The organism is Nonomuraea sp. 3N208, assembly GCF_052245935.1.
GTDB lineage: Bacteria > Actinomycetota > Actinomycetes > Streptosporangiales > Streptosporangiaceae > Nonomuraea.
Genome location: NZ_JBQQBR010000010.1, coordinates 40,247 through 57,559 on the forward strand (window position 1 = coordinate 40,247; position 17,313 = coordinate 57,559).

At 71.1% G+C, this 17,313-nt stretch carries 13 protein-coding genes; 10 read left to right on the forward strand and 3 right to left on the reverse strand.

All coding sequences use genetic code 11. From position 1 onward, the window contains the following. The first annotated feature begins 27 nt into the window (after window positions 1-27). Both ACTWPT_RS16970 and ACTWPT_RS16975 read left to right on the forward strand, forming a co-directional pair. Window positions 28-747, forward strand: coding sequence for a hypothetical protein (locus tag ACTWPT_RS16970; protein ID WP_443178340.1), 720 nt, complete (start codon window positions 28-30; stop codon window positions 745-747). 18 nt (window positions 748-765) lie between these two features. Next, window positions 766-1,155, forward strand: a complete 390-nt coding sequence (locus ACTWPT_RS16975; protein ID WP_443178341.1) for an HAD family hydrolase — start codon at window positions 766-768, stop codon at window positions 1,153-1,155. A 22-nt stretch (window positions 1,156-1,177) separates the two neighbouring features. Here the strand turns inward: ACTWPT_RS16975 and ACTWPT_RS16980 are convergent, their stop codons facing one another. Further along, a complete protein-coding gene (locus ACTWPT_RS16980; protein WP_443178342.1) occupies window positions 1,178-1,957 on the reverse strand; it encodes an inositol monophosphatase family protein in 780 nt (259 codons plus the stop codon). Window positions 1,958-2,048: 91 nt separating this feature from the next. Between ACTWPT_RS16980 and ACTWPT_RS16985 the strand changes: the two genes are divergently transcribed. From ACTWPT_RS16985 to ACTWPT_RS17020, 8 genes are all read left to right on the forward strand, one after another. Then, on the forward strand, window positions 2,049-2,789 hold the full coding sequence (locus tag ACTWPT_RS16985; protein WP_443178343.1) for a GntR family transcriptional regulator: 741 nt from the start codon (window positions 2,049-2,051) through the stop codon (window positions 2,787-2,789). A gap of 240 nt (window positions 2,790-3,029) precedes the next feature. Beyond that, the gene (locus tag ACTWPT_RS16990) at window positions 3,030-4,712 is read left to right on the forward strand and encodes an ABC transporter substrate-binding protein (protein ID WP_443178344.1); all 1,683 of its coding nucleotides are present in this window, start codon (window positions 3,030-3,032) and stop codon (window positions 4,710-4,712) included. Beyond that, window positions 4,713-5,633, forward strand: a complete 921-nt coding sequence (locus tag ACTWPT_RS16995; RefSeq protein WP_443178345.1) for an ABC transporter permease — start codon at window positions 4,713-4,715, stop codon at window positions 5,631-5,633. Beyond that, window positions 5,633-6,628, forward strand: coding sequence for an ABC transporter permease (locus tag ACTWPT_RS17000; protein WP_443178535.1), 996 nt, complete (start codon window positions 5,633-5,635; stop codon window positions 6,626-6,628). Before ACTWPT_RS16995 ends, ACTWPT_RS17000 begins: the two co-directional genes overlap by 1 nt. After that, window positions 6,625-7,431 carry an ABC transporter ATP-binding protein gene (locus ACTWPT_RS17005; protein ID WP_443178346.1) on the forward strand — a complete coding sequence of 269 codons (807 nt, stop codon included), beginning with the start codon at window positions 6,625-6,627 and terminating at the stop codon, window positions 7,429-7,431. The genes ACTWPT_RS17000 and ACTWPT_RS17005 overlap by 4 nt, the downstream gene beginning before the upstream one ends. Next, window positions 7,428-8,240 carry an ATP-binding cassette domain-containing protein gene (locus tag ACTWPT_RS17010; protein WP_443178347.1) on the forward strand — a complete coding sequence of 271 codons (813 nt, stop codon included), beginning with the start codon at window positions 7,428-7,430 and terminating at the stop codon, window positions 8,238-8,240. The genes ACTWPT_RS17005 and ACTWPT_RS17010 overlap by 4 nt, the downstream gene beginning before the upstream one ends. Continuing rightward, a complete protein-coding gene (locus ACTWPT_RS17015) occupies window positions 8,237-9,511 on the forward strand; it encodes an alpha/beta fold hydrolase (protein ID WP_443178348.1) in 1,275 nt (424 codons plus the stop codon). Before ACTWPT_RS17010 ends, ACTWPT_RS17015 begins: the two co-directional genes overlap by 4 nt. Next, entirely contained in the window at window positions 9,504-10,859 is a 1,356-nt protein-coding gene (locus tag ACTWPT_RS17020) for an aminopeptidase P family protein (protein WP_443178349.1), read from the forward strand. The genes ACTWPT_RS17015 and ACTWPT_RS17020 overlap by 8 nt, the downstream gene beginning before the upstream one ends. A 22-nt stretch (window positions 10,860-10,881) precedes the next feature. Here ACTWPT_RS17020 and ACTWPT_RS17025 read toward each other — a convergent pair whose 3' ends face one another. Continuing rightward, window positions 10,882-11,733, reverse strand: a complete 852-nt coding sequence (locus tag ACTWPT_RS17025) for an ACT domain-containing protein (protein WP_443178350.1) — start codon at window positions 11,731-11,733, stop codon at window positions 10,882-10,884. An 88-nt stretch (window positions 11,734-11,821) separates the two neighbouring features. After that, entirely contained in the window at window positions 11,822-17,236 is a 5,415-nt protein-coding gene (locus tag ACTWPT_RS17030) for a family 43 glycosylhydrolase (protein WP_443178351.1), read from the reverse strand. Window positions 17,237-17,313 lie beyond the last annotated feature (77 nt).

Here is a 17,313-nt window from a genome sequence, read left to right on the forward strand (position 1 = left end):
AGACGGCGATCCGGAAGGACGGAGACCGTGGCGGACGCCTGGATCCTGCATCCCGACTACCGCACTCCACCGATCCCTCAGGGCGTCATGCCCGGCCCGTGGCGGCACCCCGACGGGGGCCAGCTCATGAACGGCGCCTACGAGCGCCTCCTGCCGGATCGGCAGTCCGAGATCGTGACCGTCTGGTTCGGCTACCCGCTCAGCCACTGGCTCGGCCCGCGCATGCCGCGGTTCAGCAGCCCCATGGTGTCGCCCTGGAACCCGGTGCTGTCCCTGGGGCTGGCGCTCGATCCGACCGCGCCGGTGCCGTACGCGGACGAGCTGTGGTGCGACCGGTGGATCGCCGAGGCGCTCCTGTACGGGCGCAAGCCGTACGGGGCGTTCACGCTGCCGGCCGAGGAGGCGCTGGGCTGGCTCGCCCAGAGCGGCGGCGCCGGGCTGGTGTACCAGGCGCGGGCGTTCGGGGAGCTGATCAGGGTGGTGGCGGGGTCGGCCGAGCCGTACGCGCGCCTGTTCGACCTGGACGCGCTGATCGCCGACTACCTGGACGCGCTGCCGCAGGAGCCGGCCGAGCGGGAGGCCGCGGCGCTGGACGCGCACCGCCACCGCTCCCCCGCGCTGGACTACGTCCTGGGCGACGACGGCGAGGCCCGTTTCGCGCAGACCCCGCTGTCGGTACGCGGCCTCACCCTCGGCTACCCGCCCGGCGAGACCGCCGCCCGCATCGCCGCCGAGGCCATGGCGTGACCCGGTAGTCTGGGACTGATGATCAAAGGCGTCCTCTTCGACCTGGACGGCACCCTGCTCGACCACCGGGGCGCCGCCGACACCGCGATCGCCGGCTGGGTGTCGGCGCACTGCCCCGGCCATCCGCGCCTGGCCGACGTGCCCGGCCTCTGGGCCGAGTTGGAGGGGCCCTATCTGGCGATGTGGCAGGCGGGCGAGTGCTCGGTGCAGGAGCAGCGGCGGCTCCGCCTGCGGGCGCTCTGCCGGGAGTTGCTGGTGGACGAGCCCGGCGATCTGGACGCGGCCTACGCCGACTTCGCCGAACGCTACCGGCAGGGCTGGGCCGCCTACCCGGACGCGGCCGAGGCCGTGGCGGCGCTGCGCGGGCTCGCGCTCGGCGTGCTGACAAACGCCGCATCACGACGCTGACCGACCTGCCCGGCCTGGTCCGCTAGCCCTGCCGCACGCTCACCTCGGCCAGCGCCGACCCGGCCAGGTCGAAGCCGCCCACGTGCGCCAGATAGTCGCCCTTCGCCAGCGGGTCGCCCACGTACACGCCGCCCGCCTGGCGGACCAGCAGCGCCCCGGCCGCCACGTCCCAAGGGTTGGACCAGGTGCCGTACGTGGCGTCCGACCACCCGGCGGCGACGTGGGCGAGGTTGAGCGCGGCGCTGCCGGGCCGCCGCACGGCGGAGAACGACTCCAGGAGCCTCCCGTAGCGCCGCAGCGCCGCCTCCCCTTCGGTGGCCAGGTCGCGTGGCGTGGGGTAGGCGCACAGGAGCATCGCCTCGCGGTCGGCGCGCGCACCCCGGCTGCGGATCGGAGTGCCGTTGCACCAGGCGCCGGCGGTGGTGGCGGTGAACTCGTCGTCGCGCACCGGGTCGTACACGACGCCCGCGACCAGCTCGCCGCGCACGGCGGCGGCGATGGAGACGCAGAAGAACGGCAGCCCGGTCGCGAAGTTGGCGGTGCCGTCGATGGGGTCGACGTACCAGGTGAGGTCGCCGGAGCCGGTGACGCCGCCTTCCTCGCCGACGATCGCGCTGCCGGGCACGCGGGCCTCGATGACCGCGCGGATGGCCTCCTCGGACGCCCGGTCGTGCTCGGTGACGGGGTCGTGGAAGTCGCGCTTGGTGCTCACCTCGGGCCGGGAGCGGAACGCCTTGCGGAGCCGGGGGCCGACGGACCTGGCCGCCTCGGTCGCGGTGTCGAGCAGCTGTGTCGCATCCATCTCCCCTTCAGCCTAGCGGCCCTGATAGCGGCGGCAGTGGGCGGGTGGGAGCTGTTTGTCAGGACATTCTGACCTCGGTTAAGCTGATCACATGACCGCGAACCTCGCCATCGACCTGGACCGGTCCAGTCCCGTGCCGCTCTATTTCCAGGTGGCCGAGCAGATCGCCGAGGCGATCCGGCGAGGCGACCTGGCGCCCGGCGCCCGGCTGGACAACGAGATCCTGCTGGCCGACAAGCTCGGGCTGTCCAGGCCGACGATCCGCCAGGCGATCCAATACCTGGTGGACAAGGGCCTGCTGGTCCGCAAGCGGGGTGTCGGCACGCAGGTGGTGCACGGCCAGGTCAAGCGCTCGGTCGAGCTGACAAGCCTGTACGACGATCTCCGCCGGGCGGGCCAGGAGCCGGCCACGCAGGTCCTGGCGCTGGAGCCGCGGCCGGCCGAGGAGGAGATCGCCCGCATCCTGGGCATGGAGACCGGCGCCGAGATCCTCTACGTGGAGCGGCTGCGCTTCGCGGCCGGGGAGCCGCTGGCCGTGCTGCACAACTGGCTGCCGCCGGGGCTGGCCCCGCTGACCGCCGCCGGCCTCGAGGGCCGCGGCCTGTACGAGCTGCTGCGCGGGGCAGGCGTGCGAATGCGGGTGGCCAACCAGCGCATCGGTGCGCGGGCGGCCACCCAGGCGGAGGCCCGGCTGCTGGAGGAGCGCCGCGGCGCCCCGCTGCTCACCATGATCCGCACCACGTACGACGACCAGGGCCGCGCGGTCGAGCACGGCTCGCACGTCTACCGCGCCTCCCACTACTCCCTCGAGGTCACCCTCATCGAACGCTGACCGGCAGGCGTCGGGCAACCGGCGATCAAGCGCCGTGCAATCCCGCCCGCGTGGAACTACCCAGGAAGCTCCGAGCCCCACGGGGCATGACGATGGCAGCCTCGATCATCGGCCGTCCGGCGAGAGCCGGGCGGCCGTTTTCGTGGTTACGTTCCGTTTAAGTCCACCCCTGACCCTTGGCAAGACGCCTTCCTGACACCTAGGGTCCAGTGCAATGCCACACATTACTGGGAAGGTGACATGAGGAGATCGGCGGCGTTCGCGAGCCTCACCACGGCCGTCCTGCTGGCGCTCACAGCTTGCGGAGGAGGTGGCGGGGCGCCCGCGACCGGCTCGTCGGGCGGGCCCGGCGCGACCCCGGCGACCGGCGGCACCGTGCGCGTCCTGGCCAACGCGGACTTCTCGCACCTGGATCCGGCACGCGGCTGGGACGGCGGCGTGAACAACTTCTACCGGCTCATCTACCGGGGGCTGACGACGTTCGGGGCGGGGCCGGGGGCAGAGGGCACGAAGATCGTGGCCGACCTGGCGACCGACACGGGCAGGCCGTCCGACAACGCCAAGACGTGGACGTACACCCTCAAGGACAACCTGTTCTTCGAGGATGGCACGCCGATCACCAGCGAGGCGGTGAAGTTCGGCTTCTCGCGCGCCTTCGATCCCGAGGCCGGGATCGGCTCGCCGTACGCGCGGCTGCTGCTGGAGGCGTCCAAGGACTACAAGGGCCCGTACCTGTCCGGGGATCTCGACACCATCGAGACGCCCGACGCCAAGACGGTCGTCTTCCACCTGAAGAAGCCGTTCGCCGACTTCCCGAGCGCGCTGACGATGGTCAACTTCACCCCGTTCCCCAAGGGCACCGGCGCGGCGGCGGCCTTCGACAGCAAGCCGATCGCGAGCGGCCCGTACAAGGTGGCGAGCTACCAGCGCGGCGTGTCGCTGAAGCTGGTGCGCAACCCGTACTGGAAGCGTGAGACCGACAGCCTGCGCGCGGCCAAGCCGGACGCGTTCGAGTGGACGTTCGGGCTGGACCCGGCGACGATGGACGAGCGCATGCTGGCCGGGCAGGGCAAGGACGCCGACGCCATCGCCGGGTCCATCCAGGCGCAGACGGTGGCGCGGGTGCAGACGCCGCAGATCAAGGCGCGCACGCTGTCCGGGCTCAACGGCTGCACCACCTACATGGGCCTGAACACCACCAAGAAGCACTTGGGCGACGTCCGCGTACGCCAGGCGATCAACCACGCCATCAACAAGGACACCGTCGTCGCGGGCATGGGTGGCGCCACCCTGGCGCAGAAGGGCACGTCGATCCAGCCGCCCACGGTCGCGGGCCGGGTGGACTACGACCCGTACCCCTACGACGTCGAGAAGGCCAAGCAGCTCCTGGCGGAGGCGGGTCTCGCCGACGGGTTCACCCTGACGCTGGACAGCCGGACGATCCCGAAGATGGCGGCGGTCGCGGTGGCGATCCAGGAGGCACTCAAGCAGGTGAAGATCGACGTCAAGATCAAGAACATCGACACGTCGACGTACTACGAGGTCATCGGCACACCGGCGCAGCAGAGCGATGCCGCCGTCACCGGCTGGTGTCCCGACTGGGCGTCGGGTGCGACGTTCCTGCCGCCGCTGTTCGACGGCCGCAACATCACCCCCAAGGGCAACGCCAACCTGGCCCAGATCAACGACAAGGCGATCAACGAGCGGATCGACGAGATCGCCGCGATGGAGGACGTCCAACAGGCCAACGCCGCGTACGGCGAGCTGGACAAGCAGATCATGGAGCTGGCGCCGGTGGTGCCGCTGGCGTATGAGAAGGTCATCCTCGTCGTCGGCTCGAACATCGCGGGCGCCTACCAGTCCAACGCGTACTCCGGCGGCATCGACCTGGTGTCCGTCGGACTGGCGAAGCCGACGAAGTAGATGACGCTCGCGATTCACACGGGCGCTCCCGCCACGTCGGGCCGCCGCGTGGCGGGCGCGCTGCTGCGCGACCGCGGCGCGGTGCTCAGCGCCGCGTTCCTGGCACTGATCGTGCTGATGGCGATCTTCGCACCGCTGATCAGCGCGATCATCGGGCACGGCCCGAACGACTTCGACACCGCGGCGGTCAACACCGACCTCGGCGGGGTGCCGCATGGCGCGCTCGGCGGGATCAGCGCCGAGCACCCCCTGGGTGTCGAGCCGCAGAACGGCCGCGACGTCCTGGCCCGCATCGCGTACGGCGCGCGTGTGTCGCTGCTGATCGCGGCCGCGGCCACCGCGCTGACCACGCTCCTGGGGGTGGTGCTCGGCATGCTGGCCGGGTTCCGCCAGGGCTGGGTGGACCAGGTGATCTGCCGGGTCATGGACTTCCTCATGGCCTTCCCCGCGCTCATCTTCATGATCGCGATCTTGTCGTCGCTGCCGCAGGGGAACCGGGAGGTGCTGCTGGTCATGGTGATCAGCGTCTTCGGCTGGCCATACCTGGCGCGGGTGGTGCGCGGGCAGACGCTGACGCTGGTCAACAGGGAGTTCGTGGAGGCGGCGCGGGCGTCCGGAGCGTCCACCGGGGCACTGGTGTTCAAGGAGATCCTGCCGAACCTGCGCAGCTCCCTCATCGTGATGACGACGCTCGCCGTGCCCGGCTATGTCGGCACCGAGGCGGGTCTGTCGTTCCTGGGAGTCGGGGTGGCGCCGCCGACGCCGTCGTGGGGGCAGATGATCTCCAGTTCGGTCGGCTGGTACGCCGTGGACCCGATGTACTTCGCGATCCCCGGCACGTTCCTGTTCCTGACCGTGTTGTCGCTGACGGTGCTCGGCGACCGGCTGCGGGCCGCCTTGGACGCCGGGGAGGCCTCGTGATGGCGCGTTACCTGGCCGGGCGGGCCGCCGGTGTCGTAGTGATCCTTTTCCTGGTGTGCTTGTTCACCTTCATCATCTTCTTCACGCTGTCGCCGGACCCGGCGGTGATGATCTGCGGCAAGACGTGCACGCCTGAGCGCATCGACCAGATCCGCTCGGTGCTGGGGCTGGACGAGCCGTTCGGCACGCAGTTCGTGTCGTTCCTCGTCGGGCTCTTCGCCGGCCGGGACTACGGCGAGGGCGCGAACCTCGTGCACTGCGCGGCGCCGTGCCTGGGCTACAGCTTCCAGACCAACCAGTCCGTGTGGGACATGGTGGTGGAGCGGCTGCCGGTCAGCGCGACGGTCGCGATCGGGGCGGCGGTGTTGTGGCTGCTCGTCGGCGTCGCGGCGGGCCTGGTCAGCGCGGTCAAGGAGGGCACCTGGTGGGACCGGGCGGCGATGGGGCTGGCGCTGGGCGGCTCCAGCGTCCCGAACTACGTGCTGGCGCTGGCCCTGCAGTACGTGCTGGTGGTGCAGCTGCAGGTGCTGCCGTTCCCGCAGGCGGTGGCGTTCGGCGACGACCCGGTGCTGTGGTTTCAGTCGTACCTGATGCCGTGGGTCGTGCTGGCCACCGGCTATGCCTGCCTGTACGCGCGGCTGACCCGCGCCAACGTGATCGACACGCTCGCCGAGAACTTCATGCGCACGGCCAGGGCCAAGGGGCTCAACCCGGCACTGACCCTCCGCAGGCACGCGCTGCGCCCGGCGCTGACGCCGATCGCCACGATCTTCGGCATGGACTTCGCGGCGCTGCTGGGCGGCGCGCTGATCACCGAGACGGTGTTCGGGCTGAACGGGGTCGGCAAGATGGCGGCCGACTCCATCGCGAAGAACGACCAACCGGTGATCATGGCGGTGACGTTGCTGGCGGCCTTCTTCGTGGTGATCGGGAACGTGGTGGTGGATCTGCTGTACACGGGGCTGGACCCGAGAGTGAGGATCGCGGCGAAATGAGCGACCTGCTTGTCGTGGAGGACCTCACGGTCACCTTCCCGACCACGCGCGGGCCGGTGGACGTGGTCAAGAACGTGTCCTTCACGCTGGACCGGGACGAAACCCTCGGCATCGTCGGCGAGTCCGGCTCGGGCAAGTCGATGACCAGCCTGGCGATCATGGGGTTGCTGCCGAAGGGCGCCCGGACCGCCGGCAGCGTCCGGTTGGACGGCGTGGAGCTGCTGGGGCGGCCGGACCGGGAGCTGCGACGGTTGCGCGGCGACCGGATGTCGATGATCTTCCAGGATCCGTTGTCGTCGCTGAACCCGTACTACACGGTCGGCCTGCAGATCGAGGAGGTCTACCGCGAGCATCGCGGCGGTTCGGGCAAGGACGCGCGGAGGGTCGCGGTCGCGGCGCTGGAGCAGGTGGGGTTGCCCGAGCCGGAGCGGCGCGCCGGCTTCTACCCGCACCAGTTCTCCGGCGGGCAGCGGCAGCGCGTCATGATCGCGATGGCGCTGGTGTGCTCGCCCGCGCTGCTGATCGCCGACGAGCCGACCACGGCGCTGGACGTGACCGTGCAGGCGCAGATCCTGCGCCTGCTGGCCGACCGGAGCGGCGGCATGGGCCTGGTGTTCGTCACGCACGACCTGGCCGTGATCAGCTCCATCGCCACCCGCGTGCTGGTGATGCGGCAGGGCGAGCAGGTCGAGTACGGCACCGCCGAGCAGGTGTTCGCCGGGCCCCGGCACGACTACACCCGGATGCTGCTGGACAGCGTCCCGCGCATCGACGACCCGATGGACGACGGGGTGACCGCATGACGTTGCTGCGGGCCGACCAGCTGACCAAACGTTTCGTCTCGCGTGGCCCGCTGGGCGCGAAGGCCGAGTTCACGGCCGTCGACCAGGTGAGCTTCGACGTGCGGCCCGGCGAGACGCTGGCCGTGGTGGGCGAGTCGGGCAGCGGCAAGTCCACGGCCGCTCGCATGATCGCCAAACTCATGGACCCGACCGCGGGCACGCTGGAGTTCGAGGGCGAGGACGTCACCCGTGCCACGGGCGCGGCGCTGGCCCGCTTCCGGGCCAATGTCCAGGTCGTCTTCCAGGATCCGTTCTCCTCGCTCAACCCGCGCCACACGGTGGAGCGGATCCTGATGGCGCCGCTGGACTACCAGGGCATCGCGCCGGAGGGGAGCCGCCGGGAGCACGCCAAGGAGCTGATGGAGCGGGTCGGGCTGAACCCGGACCATTCGCTCCGATATCCGGCGCAGTTCTCCGGCGGCCAGGCGCAGCGCATCGGCATCGCCCGCGCGCTGGCCGTCAACCCCAAGCTGGTGATCTGCGACGAGGCCGTGTCGGCGCTGGACGTGTCGGTGCAGGCGCAGGTGATCGAGCTGCTGCGGCGGCTGCAGCGGGAGAGCGGATTCAGTTACGTCTTCATCGCCCACGACCTGGCCGTCGTCCGGCAGATCGCACACCGGGTGGCGGTCATGAGCAAGGGGCGGATCGTCGAGCTCGGCGACACCAAGCAGGTGTTCGGCGATCCGCGCGACGACTACACCAGGACGCTGCTCGCGGCCATTCCCCGCATCAACCCGGACTGGGAGCGCCGCAGAAAGGAGAGGTCTTGATCACCGCGACCTACACGATTCCCGGGATGCGGGTGCGCGACCACGTGGTGGAGGTGCCGCTCGACTGGTCGGACCCGGGGGCGGCGATCACGGTGTTCGCCCGGGAGCTGGTGGCTCCGGACCGCGACCGGGAGGACCTGCCGTGCCTGCTGTTCCTGCAGGGCGGGCCCGGCGGCAAGGGGCCGCGGCCCGTGGGCACGTCGGGGTGGCTGGGGCGGGCGCTGGAGACGTACCGGGTGATTCTGCTCGACCAGCGCGGCACCGGCCGCAGCACGCGGATCGACGGGCGGGTGATGAGTGCGCTGGGTGCCCAGGAGGGCGCCGGCTACCTGGCCCGCTTCCGCGCGGACTCGATCGTGGCCGACGCCGAGCACCTGCGTAAGACCGTCTTCGGTGGCACGCGCTGGGCGACGCTGGGGCAGAGCTACGGCGGGTTCCTGACGCTCACGTACCTGTCGGCGGCCCCGGAGGGGCTGAGCGCCTGCTACGTGGCGGGCGGGCTGGCGGCGCTCGAGCCGGACGCCGAGGAGGTCTACCGGCGCACCTATCCCCGGGTGGCGGCCAAGAACGCCGCGTTCTACCGCCGTTACCCGCACCACGCCGAGACGGCCGCGCGGCTCGCCGACCGGCTGGCCGAGGGCGACGTGCGGCTGCCGGACGGCGACGTGCTGACCGTGCGGCGGCTGCAGTCACTCGGCCTCGACTTCGGCATGAAGCCGGGCTACGAGCGCATGCACTGGCTGCTCGACGAGACAGAAGGGTTACCGGAGACGTTTCTGCACCAGGTGCTGGCGCGCACCTCCTTCGCCGACAACCCGCTGTTCGCGGCGTTGCAGGAGAGCATCTACGGCTCCGGGCCCGGCGCGAGCGCGTGGGCGGCGCAGCGCGAGCTGGCCCGGCATCCGGCCTTCGCCGAGGACGCCAGGCCGCTGCTGTTCACCGGGGAGATGATCTATCCCTGGATGTTCGCGGAGATCCGCGCGCTGCGGCCCTTCCGCGCCGCCGTCGAGCTGCTCGCCGAGCGGGCGGAGTGGCCGCGGCTGTACGACCTGGACCGGCTGGCCGCCAACGAGGTGCCGGTGGCCGCGGCCGTCTATTTCGACGACATGTACGTCGACTCCGGTCTGCAGCTGGACACCGCGGCCCGGATCGGCAACGCGCAGGCATGGGTGACGAACGAGTATGAACACGACGGCATCGGCGAGGACCGCGTCTTCGCCAGACTGACCGAGCTGGTCCGCGACATAGGAGGAGGAATCACCGGTGAGTGACGGCAGGCTGCCCAAACTGTCGGAGATCCCCGCGTTCACCGAGTACATCGCCCAGGGCTGGGACTCCCCCGCCCGCACCCCCGACCTGGTGCCCGGAGCGGCCGAGGCCGCCGCCGGCCACCGGGCCCGCCTCGCCGCCGCCCTCCCCGGCACGACCGTGGTCGTCGCGGCCGGCCGGGCGCCGGTCCGCAGCAACGACACCGACTACGACTTCCGGGTGGACAGCGACTTCTTCTGGCTGACCGGCTGCGCGGTGGAGCAGGCGGTGGCCGTGGTCCGGGATGGCGAGGCCACCGTGTACCTGCCGCCGCCGGCCCGCCCCGGCGACCCGGGCTTCTTCTCCGACGCCGTCTACGGCGAGTTGTGGGTGGGCCCGTCGCCGTCGCTGGAGGAGTGGTCGGCCGCGCTCGGGATCGAGGTGTTCCCGTTACCCGCCTTCGCCGGGCCGCCTCCCGGCGCCCTGCTGGCCGGCCCCGGCTGGGAGGAGCCCTCGGAGGAGCTCGGGCGGACGCTGGCCGAACTCCGCATGATCAAGGACGACTGGGAGATCGCCCAGCTCCGCGAGGCCGTCGACCGTACCGTCGAGGGGTTCGCGGCGGTGCTCGCCGAGGTCCCGGCGGCGGTGGCGGGCGGCGGCGAGCGCTGGCTGCAGGGCACGTTCGACCGGTACGCCAGGACGTACGGCAACGGCCCCGGCTACGCGAGCATCGTGGGCGCGGGGCCGCACGCGCCCACCCTGCACTGGGTGCGCTGCGACGGCCCGGTGCGTCCCGGCGAGCTGCTGCTGCTCGACATGGGGGTCGAGGTCCGCAGCCTCTACACCGCCGACGTCACCCGCACCTTCCCCGTGTCCGGGTCCTTCTCCCCCGCCCAGCGGCAGGTGCACGACCTGGTGGAGAGGGCGCACCGCGCCGGGATGGCGCAGGTCGCGCCGGGGCGGGCGTTCACCGATTTCCACCACGCCGCCATGGAGGTCATCGCGCATGGCCTGCACGACTGGGGGCTGCTGCCGGTCTCGGTGGACGAGGCGCTGTCCGAGCGGGGCCAGCACCACCGTCGCTACCTGGTCTGCGGCATCGGCCACCATCTGGGGCTGGACGTGCACGACTGCGCCCGCTCCCGCCCGGAGGCCTACCACGGCGCGCGGATGGCGCCCGGCATGGTGCTGACCGTGGAGCCTGGCCTGTACTTCCACGCCCACGACCGCACGGTGCCGCCGGAGCTGCGGGGGATCGGCGTGCGGATCGAGGACGACCTGCTGGTCACGGCCGACGGGGCGGAGGTCCTTTCCGCCGCCCTGCCCATCGACGCGACCGGCCTGGAGCACTGGGCGAAGGAGCGGACCTGACCGCCCGCTCCCCCGCCTCCTCTCACGCCGACCGGCTGTAGCGGGCCTGTCGCGCGGCCGCGGTCAGGGCCGCCGCCCTGGCCGCCTCGGTCGGGGTGAACGGCAGTTCCGGCCGCCTGATCAGCAGGGCGCGGTCCGGGTTCACGGAGATCACCATGGTCGTGTTGAGCTCGGCGCCCTCGTCCACGGTGTCGCCGGGCCGCCGCCACTCGACCTGCGAGACCCGCAGCAGCTCGGCCATCGCCTCCGGCAGCCGGTCGGGGTCGGCGCTGACCCGCTGGGCCAGGACCAGTGCCTGCACGCCCGGGTCGGTGAGGTCCTTGACCTGGGCGGGCACGATGACGACGTCGTGCCCGCCGGCATCGGTCAGCGCCTTGGCGAGCACGCCGAGCGCCAGGTCGCGGGGCGCCTCGATGACGAACTCGTCGAGCGCGTCGCAGCCGGCGGGCGTGATGGCGCTGCTGCCGGTCGGCGCGATGTGCAGCGCCAGAATGTTGCAGCCCAGGCGGCCGAACGCGCCGGCCACCGTCGCCAGCCGGCCGGGGCGCTCCACCACCCGCATGCGGACGCGCCACAACGCCATCGGAGAGCCGGCTCCCTCGTCCACCGGGAGCGCCGCGCCTCTGGGTGCGGGGCGGCGGCCGATCCGTTTGTGGATCGCGGCTCCGAGGATCAACGCCACGCCGAGCCCGATCAGCACGACGGGCCCCGGGTCCTCGTGCCCGAGCAACGTCGCGAGCAGGTGCGCCAGGCCCACCGCGAGGAACAGGGCGGCGAGCTCGACGATCTCCCGCCGCCACGAGCGTCCTTGCCGGGTGTCCTGTTGGCCGACATGTCCGGAACGTAGGTGCATGACCTTAGGTGCATCGCTCATGGCACCCAGTCTCGGTACGGGTTGTTACATGATCACGGTCGGCGCGGTTGCGGCGGCATTAAAGCGCGTTCACCGCATTACCCCGCGCTTACCTGCCGGGGTGGACGACGATCTCACCCCCGCCGATGTCGGTGCCGTGGTTGTCGTAGACGACCTCGCCCCCGTCCTCCTTCCAGATCCTGATCTGGAAGCGATCGGGCGAGCCGTCGGATGCCGTGACCATGAAGGCGTACCCGGGCTTGCCGTTGACCTTGCCGACGCCCCGGTAGCGGACCTCGCCGCCGGTCACCACGAGCCAGTCGTAGTGGGTGGCCACGAAGGCGACGCCCCCTGCCGGGAACGCGAACATGGTCTGTCCAGCCGGGCGGGTGGCGTCCTTGTGGTACGCCGACACGAACCCGAACGCGGCCTTGCCCGTCGCCGCCGGCTTGCCCGGCTGCGCGCCGGCCGGTGAGTCGATCCAGCCGCCTCCGGTGACGAACCCGGCCTTCGGGTCGTAGACCACGACGGGATCAGCCGTCGCCACCGCCTTGCCGCCGTCGCCGTCGCCGACGGTGACCACCGGCTGGAAGATCCCGCTCTTGGTGTAGGCGTGCTCCTCCGCGCACGGTCCCGTGGTGCCGTCCGTCCAGTCGACCTGGCAGGTCAGCGTGTCATCCGTCCCCGGGTCGGTGAACGTGACCGCCAGCTGCACAGGCTTGCCGGCCGCGACGGGATCCTGCGGACCCGACATGCGGGTGATGGCGGGGTCGGCGTTCGCCACGGTGACGGTCGCGGTGTCCCGGCTGCGCCCGGCCGCCAGCGTCACTCGGTAGGAGCCTTCGTCCGTGCAGGTCACCGTGGTCTGCGGCGCGCCGGGATCGGCGAACGTGCAGGTGCCCTCGGCCCCGTCGGCGGCCTCGTACCGCCAGGCCGGCGTGCCCGCTCCGGAGAACGTGCCCGTCAGCGCGATGGAGGTGCCTTCCGCGCCGGAGGCGTCCGGGCCCGCGGTCACCACCGCGACGGGGTCGACGCTCTCCAGCGTCGGCGTCACGGGCTTGATCAGGCCGTCGTCGCCGAACTCCAGCCGGTCGACGGTGGTCTCCCGGTGCGTGCCGTCACCGCCGGGGATGGCGAAGCGGTGGTAGGCGATGTACCAGTCGTCGGTGCCGGGCACGCGGATCACCGAGTGGTGACCGGTGCCCTTGATACCGAGCGCGAGGTTCTTGCGCAGGATGACGCCCCGCTTGGTCCAGGGGCCGAGCGGCGTCTCACCCGTGGCGTAGGCCACCTGGTAGTCCTCGCTGCGGGTGTCGTTCTCCGACCACATGAAGTAGTAGGTGCCGTCCCGCTTGATGACGAAGGAGCCTTCGTTGTATCCGTCCGGCTTGTACGTCTTCAGCTTCACCGCGTCGAACGAGACCATGTCGGCGTTCAGCGGCACCTGGTAGGAGTTGCCGTTGCCCCAGTACAGGTAGTGCTGCCCGTCGTCGTCCTGGAACACGGCGGGGTCGATCATCTGCCCGCTGTAGGTCCCGGCGGGGACGAGCGGCTTGCCGAGCGCGTCGCGGAACGGGCCCGTCGGCGAGTCCGCCACGGCCACCCCCAGGTGCTTGGCCGTGTTGCCGCTGGCCATGCCGCCGCTGAAGTAGAAGTAGTACTTCCCGTCCTTCTCGGCGATCGCCGGCGCCCAGGCGCTGTTGTCCGCCCACGACACGTCCGGCCCCAGGTCGAGGATCACGCCGTGGTCGGTCCAGTGCACCAGGTCGGTCGAGGAGAACGCCTTGAACTGGGTCCCGCTCCAGCCGGGGAAGCCGTCCGTGGTCGGATACAGGTAGAAGCGGTCGCCGAACACCACGAGGTTGGGGTCGGCGTACAGGCCGGGCAGCACGGGGCTCTTCATGACGAGCGCGGTGACCTTCCACTCCCGCTTCGTGCCGTCCGCGCCGGTCACGGTGTAGGTGACGGGCTCGGTGAAGTCCCGCTCCGCGCCGGAGGCCGGGCTGACGGTGGCGCCGGGCGCGAGCGTCAGCGTGGGCGCCAGCTTGGTGACGTCGCTGCCTTCCTTGAGCGGCAGCGTGATCCGGCCGCCGTCGGCGTCCACGATGGCGTCGACCTTGGCCTGCGGCAGGGTCACGCCGATGATCGCGGCGGGGTCGCCGCCGAGCGCGTAGATCTCCGCGGCCGACAACGCGCGGCCGTAGACGCGGAAGTCGTCCACCTCGCCGGCGAAGTACGGGTCCTCGGCGTACAGCGACCTGCCGATGTATCCGCCGTAGGTCTTGGCGGCGTCGTACAGGTCGGACGGCTTGACCGTGACGTTCGCCGCGCGGGCGATCTCGACGCCGTCGAGGCACATGACCATCGTCTTCGCGGCCGAGTCGAGCGTCACCGCGACGTGCTTCCATTCGCCGCCGGGCAGCGCCGCCGAGTGCCGCATGGACGACTCCGCCTGCCAGCTCCCGGTGGTGATCGCCGAGAACAGCACGCCGGCGCCGTTGCGGGGCCCGGTGAACAGGTACTTGTTGCGGTCCGGGCCGAAGCCGTAGATCCACTGGTTGGCCGGGGTGGAGGCGTTCCACTTGACGTGGAACGCCACGGTCACGTCGGAGACGTCCTTGAGCACGCCGTTCGGGATGGTGACGTACGGCGCGGTCGTGGACGTGCCGGCGCCGCCCACCATCTGGAACGACGCGCCGTGGACGCCGTCGCCCCACGCCGGGGTGCGCTCGTAGGAGCCGTCGTTGCCGCGGCCGGAGGCGTCACGGGCGACGGTGCCGCCCTTCTCGTCGAAGGTGTAGTGCAGCAGCAGGTCGGCCGGGATCGCGGCGGTGGCCTCGACGGGGATGGTGACGGTCTTGGAGCCGTCCGCGGTGCGTACCGTGATCTCGGTCTTGCCCGCCTTGACCGTGGTCACCAGGCCGGTGGCGCTGACCGTCGCGACGGACGGGTCGGCGCTGGTCCAGGTGAGCTGCCTGGCGGTGGCGTTCGCGGGCTCGACGACAGCCTTGACCTGGCGGCCCACGCCGACGCCGAGTCGCAGCTCGGCGGGCGAGACGGTGAGGCTCTCCACCGGCACGCCCTCGGCCGACACGGTGACCGTCGCCTTGGCCCGCACCGACGCGCCGTCGGGCAGCGTGCCCTGCACGGTGAACGTGCCCGCCTGGGCGTAGGCGGAGGCCGGGACCTCGTCCCAGGTGACGGCGACCGAGCCGGTGCTGCCGTCGGCGAACGTGGCGGTCACCTTCTCCGGCAGGATCGGCGCGTCACCGATGCCGGTGACGACCTTGACCTCCTCGGTGCTCTCCACGAGCTGGCCGGGCGCGTAGGCGCGCAGCAGCCGGTCGTACTCGGCCTGCGTGACGCCGATGACGGTGCCGTGGCGGGGCCTGGCGGGCAGCGAGTAGTTCGCCGACGGTGTCCAGGTGCCCGAGGCCAGGTTCGTCGACTCGAACGGGATGTAGCCGCGCCCGCCGAACTCGTCGATGAACAGGTACCACTTCTCCTGGTCGTTGGACTTGAAGATGGTCGGGCCCTCGCCCTGGCTCATGGCGCCCTTGCCGATGCACTCGGAAAGGAAGTCCCACTTGGTGTCGAGCAGCGAAGTGGACGTCTCGGCCAGGATGAACTTGCTGCACGGGGTGGTCGAGCTGTTGTTCCGCTCGTCCTTGGTGTAGCGGTAGTACGTGCCGTCGTGCTTGATGACCGTCGAGTCGATCACCGAGTAGCCCGGGTCCACCCACACCTTGGGCTCGCTGAAGGTGCGGAAGTCGCGGGTCGTGGCGTACATCATCCGGTTGTAGGTGTTGCCCGTGTGGTTCGGGTCGTCCGCGGCGTACAGCTTGGAGGCCCAGAAGACGACGTACGCGCCGATGGTGTCGTCGTAGTACGCCTCCGGCGCCCAGGTGTTGCCTGCGGTGTCGGGCGAGACCTTCACCAGCCGGCCCTCGCTCCAGTTGACCAGATCGGTCGACTCCCACACCATGATCGACTTGCTGCCGGTGCGCTGGGCGGCGTCCCAGTTGCCGTTGCCGAAGATCCGCAGGTCCGTGGCGATCTGGTAGAACTTGTCGCCTTCGGGCGAGCGGATGATGAACGGGTCGCGCAGGCCCTTCTCTCCCAGCGTGGAGGTGAGCACGGGCTTGCCGCCGTTGAGCTCTCGCCAGCGCAGCGGGTCGTTGCCGCGGCTGAGGGCGAAGTAGACCTGCTCCCCGTCCGCGGTCCCCTCTCCGGTGAAGTAGCTGAAGAGGTAGCCCTTGTAGTCCTGCTTGGCCGGCAGTTCGCGCACCTTGGCGGTGAACTCGCGGGTGGCGGTGGCGGCGTTCTTGGTGACCGTGGCGGTCAGCGTGACGGTGACGTCGCCGGCGTCGGGGGCCGGGCGGGTGACCTCTCCGGTGGGCGTGATGACCGACGGCTCGCCGGAGGCCCAGGAGACCGTGGTGCCGTTCTCGCCGACGACGGGGAGTGTGAGGTTGCCGCGCACGTCGTCGGCGCCGTGCACCTTCAGCGCGGCGGCGGCGTCCTGCGCGATCTTCGCGTCGTCGTGCTCGGGCATGACTGTGATCTCGAACGTCTTGGTGTCGGTGAGCGAGCCCCTGGCCAGGGTGGCCGTGAGCGTGGCCGTGGCGGGCGGCTGCCCGTTCGCGGGCCGGGTCACCTTGCCGGTGGCGGTGACCACCGCGGCGTCACTGGTCGCCCAGGTGAGCTTGGAGCCGCCGGGCGCGGCGGCCGGCAGCGTCAGGTCGGCGGTGACGGCGCTGGTGTCGCCGAGGCTGAGGGCCTGCTTGTCGGCCGCGAGCGCGGCGGCGACGGTCGGCTGCGCCAGGCCCTTGACCTCGTCCGCGCTGATCGCCCGGTCGTAGATGCGGAAGTCCCGCAGCTTGCCCTGGAACAGCCTGTCCCCGGAGTACAGCGACCGGCCGAGGTAGTTGGCCGTGGTCGTGCCGCCGCCGATGGAGCCCGGCGTGATCGTGACGTTGGTGTTGCGCCCGATCTCCACGCCGTCCTCGTACAGGAGGCCGGTGGTGCCCGTCTGGGTGTAGACCAGGTGCTTCCAGCCGCCCCGGGCCAGGTTGTACGAGGTCGACAGGCGGGTGTTCTGCTCGGTCGACCAGTTGCCGTTGGCGACCGCGACGCGCAGGTGGTTGCCGGTCGCGAACAGGTAGCCGTTGCCGCTCGTGCCGCTGGTGTTGCCGAACCCGTAGATGAAGTACGGCGTGCGCTGCCCGGGATCGACGAGGACGTCCGTGGAGACGGTGATCGAGTCCATGCCCTTCATGACGTCGTTCGGCAGCTTCACGTCGGTGTCGCTGCCGTTGAACGTCAGCCCGTCGCCCCAGCCGGCCGTGCCGCGCACCGTGCCGTGGCGGGCGTTGCCGGACGAGTCCGCCGCCACCGCTCCCGCCTGCTCGTCGAGCTTGTACCACAGCACCGGGCCGTCGGCCGCCGCTGCCTGGGCGGGCGACACCACGAGCGAAACCGTGGCGGCCAACGCGGCCAGGCACGCCAGAGCGCGTCGTCGCATCGGCGACTCCTCAATTGTTAGCGCTAACATCACACTGCGCGTGAAACGTGTTGCGAGAGTGTTAACCGTGGGGGTGC